Genomic DNA, 18,460 nt, shown 5'->3' with positions numbered 1-18,460 from the left:
CCTACTTTCAGGTTACCTCTATGTCTCACTCTTCTCAGTTACAGTCTGCTGGGCAGTTTAGTTTAATTTCAGCCTTTGCTTTAGTAAGCATTGGTGGTTTTTTGCTAAGTGCCATTCCGGTAGTAGCAGGTCAAAAAGTGACGATTAGGCGCGTGATTTTAGTCAACCAAGCACCTAATTATGTGATTTACCATCCACCTCAGATCGACCCCCTATTCTTGAGTCCCGCGATCGCCTCACCTAGTTTTTCTAATCACTATGGTTCCGTGGGTTATGGCTGTTTTCATCCCTGTATTACGCCCTATCCTGCTGTGGGTGGAACGAACCACAACATTGTCAACGGCAGCGTGGTGAATTCTACCTTAGTGAATCCGGTGGTAGTCAACTCGCCCATCTACAACTCCACCTTGGTCAATCCCGTGATTATCGAGCGACCTCGGTATCGTCCTGGGGTGCGGGGGTCTTTTAGTATTTCGTTCTAGTCAGCGCCAACATCAGCCTTATTGCGGGCCAGGACAATTTCTCGCTTATCTACCATTGTCATCATGGCAGGCATGTCTGCCGAGACTCGTTTCTGCCAGTTCAACTCAGCTACTACTGCGTTAAAAGTCTTACCTTGAGTCATGCGGTAGCCAATTTCTTCTACGTCCTTCCAGCCCAAGCTGCTTTCGGTATAGGCTTTGGCCATCGTGATCAGCAGGTTTTGGTACTCGTTGCCTTCCTGCTTGGTCATCATGGTGTGGGGGATGTCGAGGACGCGATCAAAGCGGTGATACCAAGTTTTTGGTTGCCGTGGTAGAACAGCGCGAAACATGGCTCTGTGATCGTCATTGCCGACAGCGCGATCGCTCTCGCTAGAAATGATCAGCATGGGAGCCACCGGATCTAGAGACTTGGAGCGAACTAATACCTCTTGGCCAATATTCAGAAAAACTCGTAAGTTCGGCAATAAAAATCCAGAATAACCCACGGGAACGCTCCCGGGTTTGCTTTCCCATTGGAAATAAGAACTGGCCTTTTGCACGAATAAATCTATGACTTTGCTGCTGCTACTCAGGTAGGGAGCGAATAGCAGTGTGCGGTAAATTTGCTGCGATCGCTCGAAGGCCAGCCAATTTGCTAGAGTCCCTCCCCCTGAAAGGCCACCGACAATCACCTGCTTCCCTAGTGCTTGTGCCTGCTGGAGCCATTGCAAGGCGAATTGCTTATAAATTGCTGGATCGCTTGGGAGCGGGGGAGGATTGTCAGGCCCCCAATTGCCAGTGACGCCATGCCCTGGCATTAAAGGCACCAACACGTTGTAACCCGATTTGTAAAATGCCTCAGCTATGGGCTGAAACTGGTAGGGTGCGGCTGTAAAGCCATGAAAGAAGAGGCAAACTCGCTGGGTAGGTTGGGGGTGAAACCAGAACTTGGAGCGGCAGGCTTCATGACGCAGGGGTAGAGCATCTTCCCGCGCTTTTGCTTGCTTGGCGATCGCGGCAATCGTAGCAGAGTAATTGGGCATAAAACAGCCAGTTTGGTTTCTTTAAGGTTTGAGTTCAGCCTGGTGCGCTGCAACAATGGCCTTGAGGTCGAGCAATGCCATCATCACAGACAACTCCGCAGCCGTGCGTTGCTGAAGATTTAGCTCAGCTACAGCACCATCAAACGTGTTTCCGTGCAGCAAGCGATCGCCAATCGCCAACACCTCCGACCAAGTCAAGTTGCTTTCCACAAAAGCTTTCGCCAGGGTGATCAGCAAGTTTTGGTAATCATTCCCCTCCGCTTGGGTCATCATCGTATGTGGAATATCCAGGGCTTCGTCTAGACAGTGGTACCAAGTTTGAGGCTGAAGCGTTCGGGCAGCTTGCGCCAAGGCTTGGTGATCTTGAGGGTTAGTAGCGCGATCGCTGGCACTAGAAATCACAAACATGGGTGCGGCTGGGCGATGGGCCACGCGGTCGAGCAACTCTTGGCCTAGATCCAAGAACAGACGCAGCGTGGGAATCCGGAAGCCATCATAGCCATGATGCCCAGGCTCGTCTTTGTTCAACCATTCAAAGTAGACGGGCAGAATTTCTACCAAAAAATCGACTAATCGGTTCGTGCCACTCAGATATGGTGCAAACAGCAGGGCACGAGCGATCTGCTGCGGGTACTCAGAGGCTAGCCAAGCCCCTAAGGTCGCTCCGCTGGAGAGTCCGCCCACCACGACTTGCTGCCCTAAAGACTGGGCTTGCTGGAGCCAATCCACGGCAAAATTTTGATAGATGAGCACATCTGTGGGGAGCGGTGGCGGATGATCGCGATTCCAGTCGCCAGCGATGCCGTGCCCTGGCTGTAGGGGTACCAGAACGTTGTAGCCTGCTTGGTAAAAGGCTTCACCCATCGGCTCAAATTGGTAGGGGCCTGCCGTGAACCCGTGGAAGAACAAGCAAACCTTAGAAGTGGGTCGCGGGTGAAACCAAAACCGGGAACGGCAAGCAGGGTCTCGCACAGGCAAAGCATCTTCTCGTGCCTGGGCTCGGTGAGCGATCGTGGAAATTTGCTCAGAATAAGTGATCATTCGTCTTACTTCATAAACTCAGAAGCCACGAGCATGGAGCCAATGCCAGCATCAGTAAAGATTTCTAGCAGCAGGGAGTGAGGTAGACGGCCATCAATAATGTGGGCTGCTTTTACACCTTGAGCCAGCGATCGCACACAACAATTGACTTTAGGAATCATGCCCCCAGAAACCACTCCAGATTCAATTAGCTGGCGCGCTTCTTGGATATCCAGCTTGTCAATTAAGGTGGAAGGGTCATGATAATCGTGCAAGATTCCGGCTGTATCGGTCAGCAGAATCAGCTTCTCGGCTCCGAGAGCCGCTGCTAGCTCTCCCGCAACTGTATCCGCATTGATGTTATAAGCTTGCCCCGTGTCGTCTGCCGCCACGCTAGAGATAACCGGAATATGTCCTGCCTTCAGCAGCGATTCTAGAATCCGCACGTTAACACTATTCACCTCACCGACAAAGCCAATGTCTGCTTGGCCTTCAGGGCGTGCCTTGACCAAGCTGCCGTCTTTGCCGCAAAGCCCAACCGCACAGCCGCCCGCTTGGTTAATCAAAGAGACAATTTCTTTATTCACCCGACCGACTAAGACCATCTCCACCACGTCCATCGTGGCAGCATCAGTGACTCGCAGACCATTCTTAAACTGAGGTTCAATCCCCAGCTTATCGAGCCAAGTGTTAATCTCTGGGCCACCGCCATGCACCACTACAGGCCGAATCCCGACGCAAGCCATGAAGACGATGTCCCGCATCACCTTCTCTTTGAGATTGCTGTCTTTCATCGCGGCCCCACCGTATTTGATCACGATGGTGCGTCCGGCAAACTGTTGGATGTAAGGTAAGGCTTCACTGAGGATGCGGACGCGGGTTGCATCCTCTTGCCGAAAATATTCGCTGTCGTTAACCATGAGGGCTGGATTGGGCGAAAAGTCAGGTCTAGTAGAGCTTAATATCCCTAAGGGTGGGAATGAAAGTCGTGGAGTCTAACGAAATGCGATCGCTCATCAACAATTGCTGACTAATTCAGCTCAGTGACTGGCCTTCGTTCTGGGCAAAGCACTGTAGGAATTTCTGCTATGACTCTGGCGGTGATTTGCTCTGGAGTTTCTCCCGGCTGCAAAGTCAGATGCAAATCAGCCTGGGCATAAAGAGCTTGACGTTGCTCCAATAGGCTTTGCAACTTTACCTTTAAGTCAGTCTCTCTTAATAAGGGCCGAGTCGCATCGTTTTGCAATCGGCTGTACAGCACCTCCACCGGAGCATCTAACCAGACCACTAAGCCATGCCTCAGGTAGCTCCAGTTTTTGCGCTGGAGTACAATCCCTCCGCCTGTCGCGATCGCCAATCTGACACAAGACGATAGCTCGGCCAATACAGCAGTTTCAATATCCCGAAATGCCGCTTCTCCGGTTTCCGCAAAGATTTCATTGATCGATTTTTTCTGGGACTGCTCAATCAACATGTCTGTGTCGAAGAAGTGGTAGCCTAACTCTTTTGCAAGTAGGCGTCCTACCGTTGTTTTGCCAGCCCCCATCATTCCAACAAGGTAGAGATTGACTCCTTTTAGCAACTGATTCATGAGATTAATTTCATGAGGTTAAGAGAAATAGCAAGACCACCCTTAAAGCACAGCTTGATGAGATCTACTTTGGGGTCTTCCTGTAGCTTACTGCTTTCAGTAAAACAAACCGTTAAAATCCCGCCTCACCTGAGCGCCGACTCGGTGGGGCGATCGATTACTGAAACCTAAAGTCTCTACTGCTCTGCTTGAAATTGTGATATTACTAAAAAGATTCCTACGTAATTTTACTCAAACTACAATAAAATCTCTAAGGTAATAGATGAGCTTCGATATTTTTGACGAGCGCTACTATCTTGCTACTAACCCAGACGTAGCCAATGCGGTTCAAGCAGGCTTCTTTAGTTCTGGACTACAGCACTTTCAACTATTTGGGATTACTGAAGGGCGCGTTTCTGTTTCACCCCTCTACAACGAAGGCCTTTACCTACAAGCCAACCCAGACGTGGCGAATGCGGTTGCCACTGGCAGCTTAAGGTCTGGATTGCAGCACTACATTTTGTATGGCGAAACAGAAAGCCGGTTTGGATTATTGGGCTTGTATAACGAGCAAGCTTATCTGCAAAGATATCCTGATGTCGCGAATGCAGTTCAGTCAGGCATTTTTAGTTCTGGGTTTCAGCACTTAGTGCAGTTTGGTTTTGAGGAAGGTCGCTTTGCTGCTCTATTTAATGAGCAGTATTACTTGCAGAAGTATCCAGATGTCGCCAATGCGGTGCAGACAGGTATTTTCAGTTCTGGAGCGCAGCACTTTTTGCAATTTGGTCTCACTGAAGGGCGATCGGGCGGAACTTTATTCAACGAGGGTTTCTACCTACGTAGATACCCTGATGTGGCAAATGCAGTTGCTGCTGGAATTTTTAGTTCTGGTTTGGCCCACTTTGCCCAGTCAGGACAAACTGAGAACCGTTCTGGTACTGCATTCAATGAGCAAGTTTATTTAGCTCTGTATTCTGATGTTGCAAATGCAGTGAAAGCAAGGATTTTTAGCTCTGGGTTAGACCATTATTTACAGTTTGGACAATTTGAAGATTTCAGGAGTCCTCTTTTTAGTGGTAGTAAAGGCAACGATATTATTGCTGCCTCAAGTAGCGATTTTGGCTTAAATGATGACTTTGTTAATTCTGTAATGGGAGTTCAAGTCAGTAGAATCACAGCTACAGTAGAGAGCCTCCAAAACTTAGCTTTGGGAAGCTTTGGTGTAGGTGAGGTGGATACCTTAGTTGGTGGAGACGCTGCTGATGAATTTTATCTAGGATTTGGTGGTCAATTCTATGGTACTCCTACAGCCTTTTATGTAGGAGCAGGCAGTACAGACTTCGCCTTGATCAAAAATTTCGATTTGAATGAAGATTTTATTGTTCTGGCAGGTAGCGAAGACCAATATACGCGTCAAGTTGTAGATGGTAACTTAACTATTTCTAATACTGCCGGTGACTTGATTGGTGTTGTAGAGGGTGTTGTTTCGCTATCAATAATTGGTCCTAGTGTCTTGCCTGGAACTTTTTTATTGGGTTAGTACGTTTTAATTTAGATTTGACAAATCTGCCGAGTTGTGTAAATACAACTTATCCAGTGGTCTACTATTTAGGTTTAAAAGATTGCGTAGGTTCTACAAAATTCCTCCGTAAATTCCGAAATAGAAATATCTAGCTTTGATGTCTTAATCAGTACTTTCGGGTGACATCATGACCTTTGATATTTTTGATGAGGAATATTACCTTGCCACTAACCCAGATGTAGCGAATGCTGTTGCTGCGGGCTTCTTTGAATCTGGTGCTGACCACTTCAATACATTCGGATTTGCCGAAGGGCGGGTTTCCGTTTCCCCGCTGTATAACGAGAGTCTGTACTTGCAAGCAAATCCAGATGTAGCCAATGCGGTTGCCTCGGGTTTCTTTAGCTCTGGTTTAGTGCATTACATGGCCTATGGTGAAGACGAAGGACGCTTTGGCTTGTATGGGACATTCAATGAGCAAGCTTACTTAAGCAGATATCCCGATGTAGCAAATGCCGTTGCTGCGGGCTTCTTCAGTTCTGGTTTCAGTCACTTCGAGCAATTTGGCTTTGATGAAGGCCGCTTCGAGGCATTGTATAACGAGCAATATTATTTACAAAAATATCCTGATGTAGCGAATGCCGTTGCTGTGGGCTTCTTTAGTTCTGGGTTACAGCATTACCTGAATCATGGTTTAGGTGAGAATCGCTCCGGCGGCACTTTCTTTAATGAAGGCTTTTACCTACGTGACAACCCGGATGTAGAGAATGCCGTTGCTGCGGGCTTTTTCAGTTCTGGGTTGGCTCACTTTGCTGAATATGGCGAAGAAGAAGGCCGTTCTGGTACCAGCTTTGATGAATACCTCTATCGTTCAGCTAATCCTGACGTGAATAAGGCGATCCAAGCTGGCGCGTTTAGCTCTGGTGAGGACCACTATCGCATCTTTGGCCAATTCGAGCCACAGCGAACAGGTTTCTTCACGGGAACGGATGGAGACGATACTATTGTCAGTTTCGGTGCTAACTCTCAATTGCTAGGAGTGAGTGAAGACCCAGGAACAGGTATAGTGCAAAGCTTAGGAACTGGCGAGATCGATTATCTAATTGGAGGTGGCGAATCTAATACCTACATTCTTGGACTGGAGGACGCACTTGGTCCTGTGCAGTTATACCTCGGAAATGGCAACAGTGATTATGCCTTTATCCGAAGCTTTGACATCCAAAGCGATTACATCCAGTTAGCAGGCTCTCCCGAGGCGTACGTTCAGCAAGTAGTGAACGGTAGTTTAACCCTCTCTACTACATCCGGTGACTTGGTTGGTGTTGTGGAAGGTTACACAGATTTCTTATCGGTGATTTCCGAGGGCCCTAGAACGTTTCTAGTGGGTTAAGGAACTTAAACCATGGGTTAAATTAACCCTAAAGAGGTAAAAAAAAGCGATCGCCTTGCTTGGACTTAAGCCAAGAGCGATCGCTTGCTGAAAAAGATAAATTTATCTAGAACTAGTGGCTATAGCCACCTTGAGGGAAAGCGGCTGCATCTTTTAAGCCATTTTGTGTCGCTTCTGCTGGATCGTTCGTCACAGAATCTAAAAACTCTTTGGTGCTCTCAGGCAAAGGCTCATTCAAGTTCAGCTTTTCAGTTACGTTTTCAGCCGCATCTTTGATCGCGCCGACGAAGCCACCTGCTTCTTTAGTGTTTGCCTGAAGATTCTTTTTGGAATTTTTGGTGTCAATTTGGATGCCGCTAGCCGTTCCAGTACTGTTGCCATCTGGGTTGTATTGAGCGGCTTCAGGAGTTGCAGCAGCTTGAGCGGAAGGGATATAGCTGATTTGACCTAGAGCAGCGCTCAAGAAGAACGTCATTCCGACTAGAAAAGCACTGAGAACTTGGCGTAGTTGAATTTGTTGTAAACGACGAATAACTCGAATCATAAACATCCTCATATAGAGCAACGTCATCAGTGTTGCTTGTTTATGCAGGACGAACATCAATCCGCCGATATAAACTCGCCGCTGTAGAAATAGTCAATGGGTGGATAGGGGATAGGGGATAAGCCGCTACCAATCAGACTTTGAGCGATCGCCCCAACCTTTGTCTCGCCAGGTTTGATCCCCCCAATCATCGTTTTGGGAGTCTCCCCGGTCTTGCCTGTCGGGACGCTCTGCCCAGTCACGGCGTTCAACATCACGAGGCGTTTCATCCTCAAAATCTTCATCTTCAAAGCCGTAGTCATCTTCTGTCTCTTCCAGCGGTTGGGGCGGTGGAATAATGACTCGGTAATCAGCATCATAGACAGATTCAGATCGGCCTACGCCAGAGGTGTTTGGCTCTTTGTAGCTATAGGAGTAGGATGATCCAGAGCGATAACTAGAGGTTGGTTCTTGGGGCACTTCGTAGCTTGTGCGATCGCGCTGATCGCCGGAACTGTAGTCAGAGCGGTCTACTGGATCTGCTTCCTCTTCTTCGTCCCCAAAGTCTGTTTCATCAGTAAAGCGATCTGCTGTGGGACTGGTGTAGCTAGTTTGATTGCTAGCTGAGCGACTGCTGCTATCCCAACTGGAACGGGAGGCAGCGGCTTCTGTTTCTAGCCGCGAAGCAGTAGCGACCCGCGATCGCATTTTCTTGACAGCTAAAGTGTTGGACAACTGGAAAAGCCCCGTTAGGAGCAGGGTCGTAAGTGCTCCAGCCGCGATCGCGCCTAAAACCCAGACTGAGAGGGGTAATAGCAAGGTCTGCTTGCCGAGAAACACCAGCGGCAGTTGAGATACCCAGTTTTGCAGGGTAAATGCAGCTAACGCTACTAAAATCAATAGCAGTAGTAAGAGGCGGATCACAGGCATGCTATTCAGCACTCAGCTCTAAATTGTCTTCTACTTGTTAATATTGCCAGCTCGACCTTACACACCCTATACCCTACATCCTATAGCTTGCCTAGAGCCAATGATGGCGGCATCAGTGCCCTTCCCAGCGCTTTAGCGGTACGCAATCCAGCTCAAACTGATCTAGGGCGCGAGCCACCACAAAATCCACTAAATCTTCGATCGTTTGAGGCTGGTGATACCAAGCGGGGATAGCTGGGACAATCCTAGCGCCTGCCTCAGCTAAAGTGGTCAAGTTGCGGAGGTGAATTAAGCTTAGGGGAGTTTCGCGAGGAACTACCACCAATTTGCGGCCTTCTTTGAGCTGGACATCAGCAGCTCGTTCTAACAAATCCGAACTCAACCCCCCAGCTAATTTGGCGACAGTACTCATACTGCAAGGCATCACCAACATCCCTAAGGTGCGAAAAGAGCCGCTGGCAATGTTAGCTCCCACATCGCCCGCTGAGTGACAAGTCAGTTGACCACCTGTTAAAACCCCCGCTTGCTGCCGCCAGAACTGTTCTTGTTGCAAAGGTTCGGCTGGCATCCGGATGTCTTGCTCGGCTTGCCAAACCATGTAGGTAGCTTTAGAGGCTACCAGTTCAATGGCATAATCTGCGCTCAAGAGAAACTTGAGTGCCCGCACGGCATAAATGAGACCCGATGCCCCTGACACGCCGAGAATCAGAGGCCGAGGTAGGGCTGAAGCCACAGGATTAGACACAGGTTTTTGAACTCAGCCTTACTCTTCAAGATGACGGGCACCAGGGTCAGCGTCGTAACCCAGGTCAGCGTTAGTGCTTCCGGGTTCGTCGGAGTCATCTTCGGATGCTTCGCTACCACCACCGACAGCAATCAAGTCAATTTGCTGGCGATAGTAATCAACGCTTTTCACTTGGACTTCCACGCGATCGCCCAAACGGTACTGCTTCCGGTTCTTCCGACCTACTAGCTTCTGCTGCCGCGATCGGTACTCATACCAGTCATCCTTCAAGGAACTGACATGTACCAGACCTTCGACTAGTAGATCTTCAATTTCGACGAAGAAACCGTAGGATTGCACCCCAGTAATTAAGCCTTGGAAGATTTCGCCGGTATGTTCTTTCATGAACCCAGCTTTTTTCAGACCCTCTAAGTCGTCTTCCGCCTCTTGTGCCACTTTCTCCCGCTCGCTCAAGTTGTTGACGATGGTGGCAATATGGCTCTCCAGGTCTTGGTGCAATTCTGGGGGCAACACATTCCAGTTAATTTTGCCGTAGCAAGAACCGTCTCGGAGGTTGACGCTGTCCTTAGCACGGGTAGAACGGCGATCGCGGCCTTGCTCAAATACACTCTGTAGCACCCGATGCACCAACAAGTCTGGGTAGCGCCGCATGGGAGAAGTGAAGTGAGTGTATCCCTGCTCTAGCGCCAAACCAAAATGCGGTCGGGGATGCGTGGTATAAACGGCAGGCTTGAGCGTAGACAGCAGCAGATAAGTGAGCACCTTTTCGGCTCGCGACTCCGCAAACTGCTGAGTAAAGTTTTGGTAGTCTTGCGGTTGAATTGTATCTTCCTGCTCCAAGCGCAAGTTAATGCCCATGTTGCTGACGAGCTTCATGAGTTCTTGCACCTCACCGACATTGGGCGTGGGATGCACTCGATAAATTCCAGGTACACCCAGAGCTTGCAAATGGGCCGCTACGACTTGGTTCGCTAGCAGCATAAACTCTACTACCATCGCTCGCGCCGAGAGGTCGGAGGAGACGATGACTGCTCCTAAAGCTCCCTCGTCGTCGTAGTGGAAGCGGGTTTGCGGCAAGTTAAGTTCAAAGGCACCCCGCTGGCGACGCTGGGTTTTTAATGCCTGACTGAGCAATGCCAATTGATCGACCATCTCCCTGACTCCATCAGGCAGTGACTCGACAAAAGCCGCCGTTTGGCTATCTAGCGACTCAGACTGCGGCTGCTGGCGCTCTAGAATTGTCTGCACTTGCTGATAACTGAGTTGATGGTCCACCTGGAGCACAGTGGGTTGCAGCTCATACTCAACCACTTGGCCTTCAGGACTAACGGTAAAGAGTAAGGAGATGGCAAGGCGATCTTGTCCTGGTACTAGGCAGCACAACTGCGCCGCTGCATCGGGCAGCATCGGTAGCACCACGTCTCCCAAATAAACTGAAATGCCCCGCCTTTGCGCTTCTATATCCAGCGGTGACCCAGCCTGGATATAGTGAGACACATCTGCAATATGCACCCCTAAGCGCCAGTTGCCCTCCTCGGTCTTTTCCAAAGTGAGGGCATCATCACAACCATCGACAGGTTGCTGGGTGCTGTCTGCTTTCAAGGCTAAGGCTAAGCGATCGCGGAGATCTAAGCGATGTTTTAAGTCAGCGGCTTTGAGCTTCTTAGGTAGCGCTTCCGCAGCTTTCAGCACTGCGGGGGGAAACTCTCGACGCAGATCGTACTTGCAGCTGACAATATCGGTATCTGCGGCTGACTGAGCATCACTGCCTAGAACTTGCGTCACTTTTCCTAAGGGAGGTTGCTGTCCCAAGGGGTAGCGCTGCACCTCAACATGAACTAAATGATCCAGGGCGGCTTCTAGATCTACTCCATTGATCTTTAAGTGCAATTCAAACAGCAAGCGATCGTCTAGGGGCACCGCTTGATAGCCTTTTTCCGATTGCTTTACCCGCGCCAGCACTGAGCTATTGGCCCGCTCTAAAATTAGCCGCACTTCCCCTTCCGGGCTGCGACGACGGCTGCCTTCCTTGGTGACTCTGACCAAGACGCGATCGCCGTTCCAAGCGTTGCTGAGTTGGCTCTCGCGGACGTAGATATCTTCTGCGCCTTCTTCATCTTGAATCGCGAAGCAAAACCCTTTGCTAGAGCAACGCAGTTTGCCCTCAACGACGCCTTCTTCCCAGACCCGACGGTATTTGCCTCGCTCTTTTACCAAAATGCCCACCTTTTCCAGGGCATCTAAGGCAATTTGGAGCTTCCGCAGACCCGCATCGTCTTGGCAGTTCAGCTTCTTTTCCAAGACTTTAGGGGCGATCAGTTTGTCATCCGCGAAATTTGCTAACAGTGCCGCGATCGAAAATTCCATGTAGCGATAGGTCCTTAAATTTCTGTTGATTCGGTTCTCTCACCCTTGCTGTGATGACCCAGGCATCGCTTAGCCTGTGTTATCCCCGATTTACCTAGAACCTATCCGAAAACCCCGGAGGGGCTTTGAATTTCAAAAACTCAATAGAGTTTCCGAATAGGCACCTAACGATGTCACTTGCTGTAAACCTGCATCAATACAACGCTTCGCATTTATACAGGCAATACAGCTTACATCGCACGCCAACCCATGCCTTGCAGCTCAGGTATGCCAGTCACTCAGCTCCTTGCATTTACTAAGCCCTGGGTCATCCACAGCTGATGAACCTCGATCCTGCCCTAGACATAGCAGCCGCAACAGCGCGAACTTGCTTTTTGACAGGGTCTGGGGAATACCATCTCTTCATTGATTAGTGCTCTAGAGTTACGTTTCTGGAGCTACCAGCCAGATGAAAGGACAGCCATAGTACATCGAGACGTTGTAGGAGGCAGGAGTAACGAACGCTAGATTCGGGTTGACAATGTTCCAGTGCTTTAATTGCGTCTACCTCGGCACTGTACACACTCTATTTAATACTTTCGCACTGAATGTAAACCTGTCAAACGCTATTCACCAAATCTCTCATCAGAATTATGTCTTTAGAACCAAGAAACACTCTTTTTCATCAGACTATGGCAGTCCTAAGTGATTCCTTGTCCAGTTCCTAATAACGCTGTCCAGTCACAATGTAAGCGACACGTTTGCCAATATTAGTTGCGTGATCAGCCATTCGTTCTAGGTGACGAATCACCAAAACTAACAAAACCGTTGGCTCTACGACGCCTCGAAGATCAGTTTGATGTGCAAGGAGGTCGTATAAATCTTGGTAATCTGAATCGACCGCGTCGTCCTTTGTCTTCAAATCCAGACCTGACTCTGCATCTAGATCAGACAAAGCAGCTAAACTCATAGCGAGCATAGCTTGGCAACGGTCTAGCATGAGTTGCACTCGCTCCATGCAGGGATGAATCGGGTAAGGGAACAACTTAACCGCAATTTCACCCAAGTCCTCAGCGTAGTCGCCGATCCGCTCCAAGTCTCGCACCAACTGCATTAAGGCACTAATCATTCGTAAGTCCTGGGTCACAGGGGCTTGTAGTGCCATCATGCTGACGCAATCTAGTTCTATTTGGCGGTAGAGCTGATCAATCTGTTTGTCTTGCTGACTGATCCGCTCAGCGGCTTCTAAATCCCGCTCAAATAAAGCTTGGCGCGCTAAGCGACAGGATTTTTCTACCAAGGCACCCATGCGTAGAACGTCCCGTTGCAGGCGTTTAAGCTGGCGATCGAAATGGGTTCGGACAGATCTTTGGCTTTCCAACGAAACAGTTACCAATCTTAAAAATATGTAGATTTTATTAAACTTCGCCTCGAAGGCGGGGCTTTCGAGTTTTGCAAAGATGATTTATCTCATTGAAATAGCTTAAGTATAGCCACCTAAAACTTAGAAAGATGTAGTCCCGATCGCTCTAAATCAAAGCATTTTGGCTACAGGTCGCTATAAGCAGCATTTGTAAGCATGCAGTTTCTCTTCAGCCCTAACTGTTCATTCAGAACTATTTGTTGAAAGTGTATCGGCTGTGCTCCTGCGACTAGTTGCAGAACCAATTGGAGCTAGGTTTTGCAGCCTCAACTATGCTTAGAAGTAGACCAGGCTGCGATCGCAGCTTTAGCTGATTTTTTGTTACATCATGTAACAAGTTGTTCCAGAAGCCAAGAATTTGGCCGAAATTGGTGAACTAGCAACCTCAAAATATGGAGTTTTCAAACATGTCTATATCAGATACCCAAGTCTACGTTGCGCTAGTCGTTGCTTTGATCCCAGGGATTATGGCTTTCCGGTTAGCCACCGAACTGTATAAGTAAGCTCGCAAATTGAGCGATTGGAGCCTATCTTAGGGGTGGGGTCAAAACCTCCGGGCAATCTTAGAAATTTAGTGTAGATTGTCTGATAGCAACTAGGCTTTGCTGCTGAGATAGGCTCCAATTGGAGCTTTTGGGTGCTATGGAATTGGTTGATCTGAACCTACCATTGAGCCTGGGTAGCAAAGGTGCGTCACATTCAAGGTTTTACGTCACCCCACTCCGTATGAACGCGATTCAACCCTCAAGCCCCCCTTTAAGAACTAACAACCATTTGCGGCTGGCGACTCCGCCTAATCCGCACCAGCGGCGCAAACCCGCCAAAGCAGCCACGAAGCTACCTGTTGGTCTTGTGATGGAAACAACGCTGAAGTTAGCTGTGAACGTCACGTTGTCCGTTGCTGCTGTCTCTACGTTGATGCGGATTTTGCCTTACCAGTTATCGCAGCAAGAGAAGTTGCAAGAAATTCGAGCTGAAGTCAATGTGACTGAAGGGCGAGTGAATCGCTTACGAGATGACTTTAGTCGCCACTTTGATCCACAGCAGACAAAAGCGCTTATGCAGGAACAGAGCAATCGGGTAGACCCAAAGCAGCTACAGGTCGTGTGGACAAACGTGGCCGACTTAGCTGACACCGACGAGGTCGCTCCCTAAATTTGGAGTCGCTGGAGTCTGGGGTTTAACTTAGCTAGATCGCAAGGAGGTAGCTTTGGCTACGCTCTTAGGGGACTGAGAAGGTCGTCGAGCCAATTCTCCACTTGCTGGCGGAGTCGTTGTGCAGATTCGGTATGGGTCAGAAGCAGAATTTGTAGAGCTTTCTGGTAGTCAGCGATCGCGCAGTTCCAATCACCCATGATATGAAACGTGCGGCCCCGCTCGGCGTAAATGTGGCCCTCGAGCTGGCCGAAGTGCAGCGCTAGTTCAAAGTTGCCGATCGCTTGCTCATACATCTCTAGCTGCCGAAAAGTAATTCCTTGGTTGATCCAAGCGCGAGTGTTGCCCGGATTTAGGTCAATAGCAACTCCGTAGTCTGCGATCGCCTCAGCTAATTGACCTTGAGCTGCATAGTAGTTGGCTCGATTGTTGTAGACGCTAGCGAGCTTGGGATTTAGTTCAATGGCTTGGTTGTAATCTGCGATCGCTTTTTCCGTTTGTCCGCTTTGAAAGTAGACCAAACCCCGGTTGTTGTAATCTGTCGCACTAGTTTGGTGCCGCTCTAGCAATTCACTCAGTAGATCAATTGCTACCTCGTAGTAACCTTGCTGCGCTGCGGCGATCGCTTGCTGTCGCAATTGTTGATCCTGCTCGTCAGTGTGTACCTCAGGCTTCCCGCTGGAACGAGGAGATGGAATCCCGGTTAGACGCAGTTGGTTGCCTTGCCGCCGATGAGGACCCGCCTGCCCGACGCCAGTACCAATATTTGCTTGCCCAGCCACAGAAGCTAGAGTTGAGCCCTGACGCCGACGCTGAGCGCTGCCTTGAGGGTTGAAAGCCGAACGACTACTCATACTCTTCTCCTGAATCAGTGACCGTATCTCTGGGCTTGTATCTTTGGGCTTGTAGACTCACGATATCCAGTTGGCCGCAATTGTTGCTCTATCCGTGTGTCACTTACCGATGTGTCTTAAGTCATGATTTCCAGACGTTAAACTCGCAAGCCTTACCTTTGAAGCTGTCTCCTAAGACTGATGCCGAGCAAGTGACAGAATAGACACCCTTAATACTGAAAACAATGCTGAGAATTTATAGCAAGACTACAAGAGCAACTCAGCCAATTTCTGAAGTGCACCGTATACCTTGCCTGAACACAGCATTAGCAGTTAAAAATTCAAGTGTTCGACAGGCCTCAGGGATGGACGTGGCCAGAAGGCTTAACCGAGCTAAAATTCCTATGGAGCTTACCTGCGATCGCACTTTAACGAACTGTGATGCGTAGCTCCTTGAAATTTTTCAATTCCGTTGAAATTGGCAGTGCCAATCCAAATCTTCCATGACAACCGCGACCTCCCATCCTCAAGCCCCCGACCTCTCCACAGATGAATATTTAGTCATCGGTTTAGCCACTTGTTTTCTCAAAGAAGATGGCAAACTGCACGAAGTGAGAATTCTGGAGCCGATCCCCTCAGCCGCGATCGAAGCCATTGTGAAAGGAGTGCCCACCTCTTACGAAATGGCCCTTGCCACGACTTTAGGCACAGTCCTAGCTGGAGAAACCCCACAAAAGCCAGATGGGTTCCCGGAAGATGCCCAATTCTGTGATGAATTTGTGCAGCGTGCTATTGCTGCCGCTCGTACCTACAAAGCCAAGACTGCAGCACAAGGTCATGTCCCCCCCGGAACAACTCGTCAAGACTTCAATTACTCCACCGAACGCAAGCGCGTGCTTAACTCCCAGCGCATTGTCAGAGCTGAAGACAATGTGAAACAGCATAAGTACACGCACGAAGTTCTCTAATTTGAGAGGGCTGAAATGGGGGCTGTCCACCAATGGTAGTCTTGTACCAAAGTCTGAGCTTGCCAGTGCGGCTCGGGCTGCGGGAAGTCAACTCGATAGTGCCCACCCCGGCTCTCAGTGCGAAATAAAGCGCTTTTTAGAATCAAGTAGCCAACATCCAAAAGATTTTGGGTTTCGCTCCAAGTACGGATGGCTAAGTCAGCATCCGGCAAGCCCACGCTAGCGGCTTGAGTTGGTGCTAAGTTCAGCAGGAATTGGCTTAAAGGTAAGGCAGCAAATTCTGCTTGCCAGGTTTCTACTTGAGCGATCGCGCCCAGAAGGGTAGTTTCTTCGCGGCAAATTCCGGCGCTTTGCCACATTAAGCGAGGCAATTCTTGACGCATAGTGGCGATCGCCGCCTGCTGACGCTGCCAATCTGTAGGCTCAGGATGATAGCCCTCAGATTTAGGGACGCTTGGCTCTGAGCTTGAGTCAAGGGCGTTCGATTGGCCTAGTTCTAAATGAGCTAACTGAGCCCCATAAACCAAACACTCTAGCAACGAGTTGCTGGCCAAACGGTTGGCTCCATGCACGCCAGTACTGGTCGTTTCTCCCACCGCATAAAGCCCTGGAATCGACGTCCGACTCATCGTGTCAGTTACCACACCTCCCATCCAGTAGTGGGCCGCAGGCGTCACGGGAATGGGCTCCTGAAATACATCTACGCCCCACTGTTGAGAGACTTGAATAATGTTAGGGAAGCGATGCCGAATCGTGTTTACAGGAATGGGCCGGAGGTCCAACAAAACGTGGGCGCTGGCTGGGTCTGATTCCGTCTGTTGTAAGTGATTGAAAATTGCTCGACTAACTACATCTCTAGGGGCCAGTTCTCCCGCTGGATGGTACTCGAAGGCAAACCGCTGGCCTGCCGTATCCACTAAGTGCGCTCCTTCTCCGCGTACTGCTTCACTAATCAAAAACCGGGGGGCTCCAGGCTTGCTTAACGCCGTGGGATGAAACTGGATGAACTCTAAATCCCGCAACAAAGCTCCGGCTCGCCAAGCGATCGCCACTCCATCTCCTGTACTCAACTCGGGATTAGTCGTCTGGGCGAATACCTGCCCTCCCCCACCTGTCGCCAAGACTACGGCTGTCGCTCGAACCCAAATAACTTGCCCTTGGTGGATCAGGCTAATTCCCTGGCAACGTTGAGTTTGGGGATCAATCCATAAGCTCAGAGCAAACGTTTGGGGAAATACTTGAATATTTTTGCGCTCCAGCACCTTCGCCGTGAGCGTATTAACTACAGCCCGTCCTGTGGTATCTGCCGCATGCAAAACTCGTCGTCGAGAATGGGCTGCTTCCAGGGTCAAAGCGAGTTCTCCATCATGGCGATCGAAGGCCACCCCCATCTCTACCAAGGACCGAATGCAATCAGAAGCGTTCTCAGCCAAAAACTCCACTGCTGTGGGATCGCAAAGCCCTGCACCCGCTTTGATCGTGTCAGTAATGTGGAGAGCTGTAGAATCATCTGGAGCGATCGCGGCAGCAATCCCACCCTGAGCCCAATCACTCGCCGAAAGAGATAAGGTGTCTTTGGTAATTAAGCCGACTTGAAACGACGGCGGTAGACAAAGGGCGGAATAAAGCCCTGCGGCTCCCGCTCCTACCACTAAAACATCAAAAGGCTGAGTGAAGTCAGGACTCTGGGCTGGAGCAGGGGGTGGAAGAGGTAACGAAGTGTCCAATAAAAATTGCTCCCTGTCATCAATCGCGCGTAAGGATTAACCTTACTGTACAGAGAGCAAAGATATTATTGCAGCGTTTAAACACCCAGTTCTGACCCAGAAGCTGTAGAGACAAGTGCATCTAGAGCACGGGGCTTCTACGAACTTAGTCAACAGTGGCAGACCTGAAGGCAGATTTAGCGGTAGATACCGTTGTTGAAGCGATCGTCTCCCTCGGTCAAGGCAGAATCTGGATCGGTCACGGTAAAGTTCTTGAAATTTGCTTGCAATGTCTCTTTCTGGAGATCGCTGATGCCAGGTAGATCAAGAACATCTTCCACCTTTTCATAAGGTGCGTGCTGGACGATCGCACGCGCTAGGGTGGGGTACAAGCCAGGATATTGCAAGAAAGCTCGAACATTGGTGTTGTTGAGATCGATCTTGTCCCCAACTTTGGCCCGCTTATCATCGACTGCATTGCGAGGAGCGACCTCAGCAGCTAAGACGGGGATCGGTTGCAGAACCAAATGGCTCAAGTTTGCAGCGATCGCTTGTTGAGGCAACCCTAGCCATCCCAGGCAGCCCACTAACAAACTGAGAACTGATAGCCAGCGAACAAAGCGTTTCATCGATTTATACCTTCCTCTGAGCAGATAAAATCCACACACAGCATTTATAGAATTGGCACAAGAATACCCAACCCTGGAAAAGCGCGATGCTCTCTAAGGTCGTGCAAAGCAGCAAATGCCACAAATTTTCTAAAGTCTAGGGTAGCGTACCCAGGTACCCTGGAAAACCTCTAAACTTTGCGTTGCTCAGCGCTGA

18 protein-coding genes are annotated in these 18,460 nt (G+C 49.5%); 6 read left to right on the top strand and 12 right to left on the bottom strand.

Annotated features, from left to right (window positions below; all coding sequences use genetic code 11):
• Positions 1-20 precede the first annotated feature (20 nt).
• Positions 21-482, top strand: a complete 462-nt coding sequence (locus tag H6F72_RS08650; protein ID WP_190433725.1) for a hypothetical protein — start codon at positions 21-23, stop codon at positions 480-482.
• On the opposite strand, the gene H6F72_RS08645 is transcribed toward H6F72_RS08650, so the two are convergent.
• From H6F72_RS08645 to H6F72_RS08630, 4 genes are all read right to left on the bottom strand, one after another.
• Positions 479-1,507: a carboxylesterase gene (locus H6F72_RS08645; protein ID WP_190433724.1), complete on the bottom strand. Its 1,029-nt coding sequence runs from the start codon at positions 1,505-1,507 to the stop codon at positions 479-481. The genes H6F72_RS08650 and H6F72_RS08645 overlap by 4 nt on opposite strands.
• A gap of 21 nt (positions 1,508-1,528) precedes the next feature.
• Positions 1,529-2,548, bottom strand: a complete 1,020-nt coding sequence (locus tag H6F72_RS08640) for a carboxylesterase (RefSeq protein WP_190433723.1) — start codon at positions 2,546-2,548, stop codon at positions 1,529-1,531.
• 5 nt (positions 2,549-2,553) lie between these two features.
• On the bottom strand, positions 2,554-3,447 hold the full coding sequence (argB, locus tag H6F72_RS08635) for an acetylglutamate kinase (protein ID WP_190433721.1): 894 nt from the start codon (positions 3,445-3,447) through the stop codon (positions 2,554-2,556).
• A gap of 110 nt (positions 3,448-3,557) precedes the next feature.
• Complete coding sequence (locus H6F72_RS08630) at positions 3,558-4,118, bottom strand: shikimate kinase (RefSeq protein WP_190433719.1); 561 nt, start codon at positions 4,116-4,118, stop codon at positions 3,558-3,560.
• A 262-nt stretch (positions 4,119-4,380) separates the two neighbouring features.
• Between H6F72_RS08630 and H6F72_RS08625 the strand changes: the two genes are divergently transcribed.
• Both H6F72_RS08625 and H6F72_RS08620 read left to right on the top strand, forming a co-directional pair.
• The gene (locus H6F72_RS08625) at positions 4,381-5,637 is read left to right on the top strand and encodes a hypothetical protein (protein ID WP_190433717.1); all 1,257 of its coding nucleotides are present in this window, start codon (positions 4,381-4,383) and stop codon (positions 5,635-5,637) included.
• A gap of 169 nt (positions 5,638-5,806) precedes the next feature.
• A complete protein-coding gene (locus H6F72_RS08620; RefSeq protein WP_190433715.1) occupies positions 5,807-7,006 on the top strand; it encodes a hypothetical protein in 1,200 nt (399 codons plus the stop codon).
• Positions 7,007-7,118: 112 nt separating this feature from the next.
• On the opposite strand, the gene H6F72_RS08615 is transcribed toward H6F72_RS08620, so the two are convergent.
• The 5 genes from H6F72_RS08615 to phoU form a co-directional block, all read right to left on the bottom strand.
• Positions 7,119-7,550 (bottom strand): hypothetical protein, encoded by a 432-nt coding sequence (locus H6F72_RS08615; RefSeq protein ID WP_190434389.1) that lies wholly within the window; start codon positions 7,548-7,550, stop codon positions 7,119-7,121.
• Between the two features lie 126 nt (positions 7,551-7,676).
• Positions 7,677-8,459, bottom strand: coding sequence for a LapA family protein (locus H6F72_RS08610; RefSeq protein WP_190433712.1), 783 nt, complete (start codon positions 8,457-8,459; stop codon positions 7,677-7,679).
• Between the two features lie 112 nt (positions 8,460-8,571).
• Positions 8,572-9,204 carry a flavin prenyltransferase UbiX gene (locus H6F72_RS08605; RefSeq protein WP_348226748.1) on the bottom strand — a complete coding sequence of 211 codons (633 nt, stop codon included), beginning with the start codon at positions 9,202-9,204 and terminating at the stop codon, positions 8,572-8,574.
• An 18-nt stretch (positions 9,205-9,222) separates the two neighbouring features.
• Positions 9,223-11,571 carry a ribonuclease R family protein gene (locus H6F72_RS08600; protein WP_190433710.1) on the bottom strand — a complete coding sequence of 783 codons (2,349 nt, stop codon included), beginning with the start codon at positions 11,569-11,571 and terminating at the stop codon, positions 9,223-9,225.
• Between the two features lie 703 nt (positions 11,572-12,274).
• The gene (gene phoU, locus H6F72_RS08595; protein ID WP_190433708.1) at positions 12,275-12,931 is read right to left on the bottom strand and encodes a phosphate signaling complex protein PhoU; all 657 of its coding nucleotides are present in this window, start codon (positions 12,929-12,931) and stop codon (positions 12,275-12,277) included.
• A gap of 449 nt (positions 12,932-13,380) precedes the next feature.
• Here phoU and psaM point away from each other — a divergent pair, with 449 nt between their 5' ends.
• Both psaM and H6F72_RS08585 read left to right on the top strand, forming a co-directional pair.
• The gene (gene psaM / locus H6F72_RS08590) at positions 13,381-13,476 is read left to right on the top strand and encodes a photosystem I reaction center subunit XII (protein WP_190433706.1); all 96 of its coding nucleotides are present in this window, start codon (positions 13,381-13,383) and stop codon (positions 13,474-13,476) included.
• A 223-nt stretch (positions 13,477-13,699) separates the two neighbouring features.
• Positions 13,700-14,128 (top strand): hypothetical protein, encoded by a 429-nt coding sequence (locus tag H6F72_RS08585; RefSeq protein ID WP_190433704.1) that lies wholly within the window; start codon positions 13,700-13,702, stop codon positions 14,126-14,128.
• 59 nt (positions 14,129-14,187) lie between these two features.
• Here H6F72_RS08585 and H6F72_RS08580 read toward each other — a convergent pair whose 3' ends face one another.
• Positions 14,188-14,982, bottom strand: coding sequence for a tetratricopeptide repeat protein (locus H6F72_RS08580; RefSeq protein WP_190433702.1), 795 nt, complete (start codon positions 14,980-14,982; stop codon positions 14,188-14,190).
• A gap of 482 nt (positions 14,983-15,464) precedes the next feature.
• On the opposite strand from H6F72_RS08580, the gene H6F72_RS08575 reads away from it, so the two are divergent.
• A complete protein-coding gene (locus H6F72_RS08575; protein ID WP_190433699.1) occupies positions 15,465-15,929 on the top strand; it encodes a hypothetical protein in 465 nt (154 codons plus the stop codon).
• Here H6F72_RS08575 and nadB read toward each other — a convergent pair.
• Positions 15,926-17,656: an L-aspartate oxidase gene (gene nadB, locus H6F72_RS08570; RefSeq protein WP_190433696.1), complete on the bottom strand. Its 1,731-nt coding sequence runs from the start codon at positions 17,654-17,656 to the stop codon at positions 15,926-15,928. The genes H6F72_RS08575 and nadB overlap by 4 nt on opposite strands.
• 176 nt (positions 17,657-17,832) lie before the next feature.
• Positions 17,833-18,264 carry a photosystem II complex extrinsic protein PsbU gene (gene psbU, locus H6F72_RS08565; RefSeq protein ID WP_190433694.1) on the bottom strand — a complete coding sequence of 144 codons (432 nt, stop codon included), beginning with the start codon at positions 18,262-18,264 and terminating at the stop codon, positions 17,833-17,835.
• Positions 18,265-18,460: the final 196 nt, after the last annotated feature.

The sequence above is a fragment of the Trichocoleus sp. FACHB-46 genome, from assembly GCF_014695385.1.
In the GTDB taxonomy this organism is placed as follows: Bacteria; Cyanobacteriota; Cyanobacteriia; order FACHB-46; family FACHB-46; genus Trichocoleus.
Note: the sequence above shows the minus strand (reverse complement) of the source record. Positions and strands in the feature narration are given on the sequence as shown.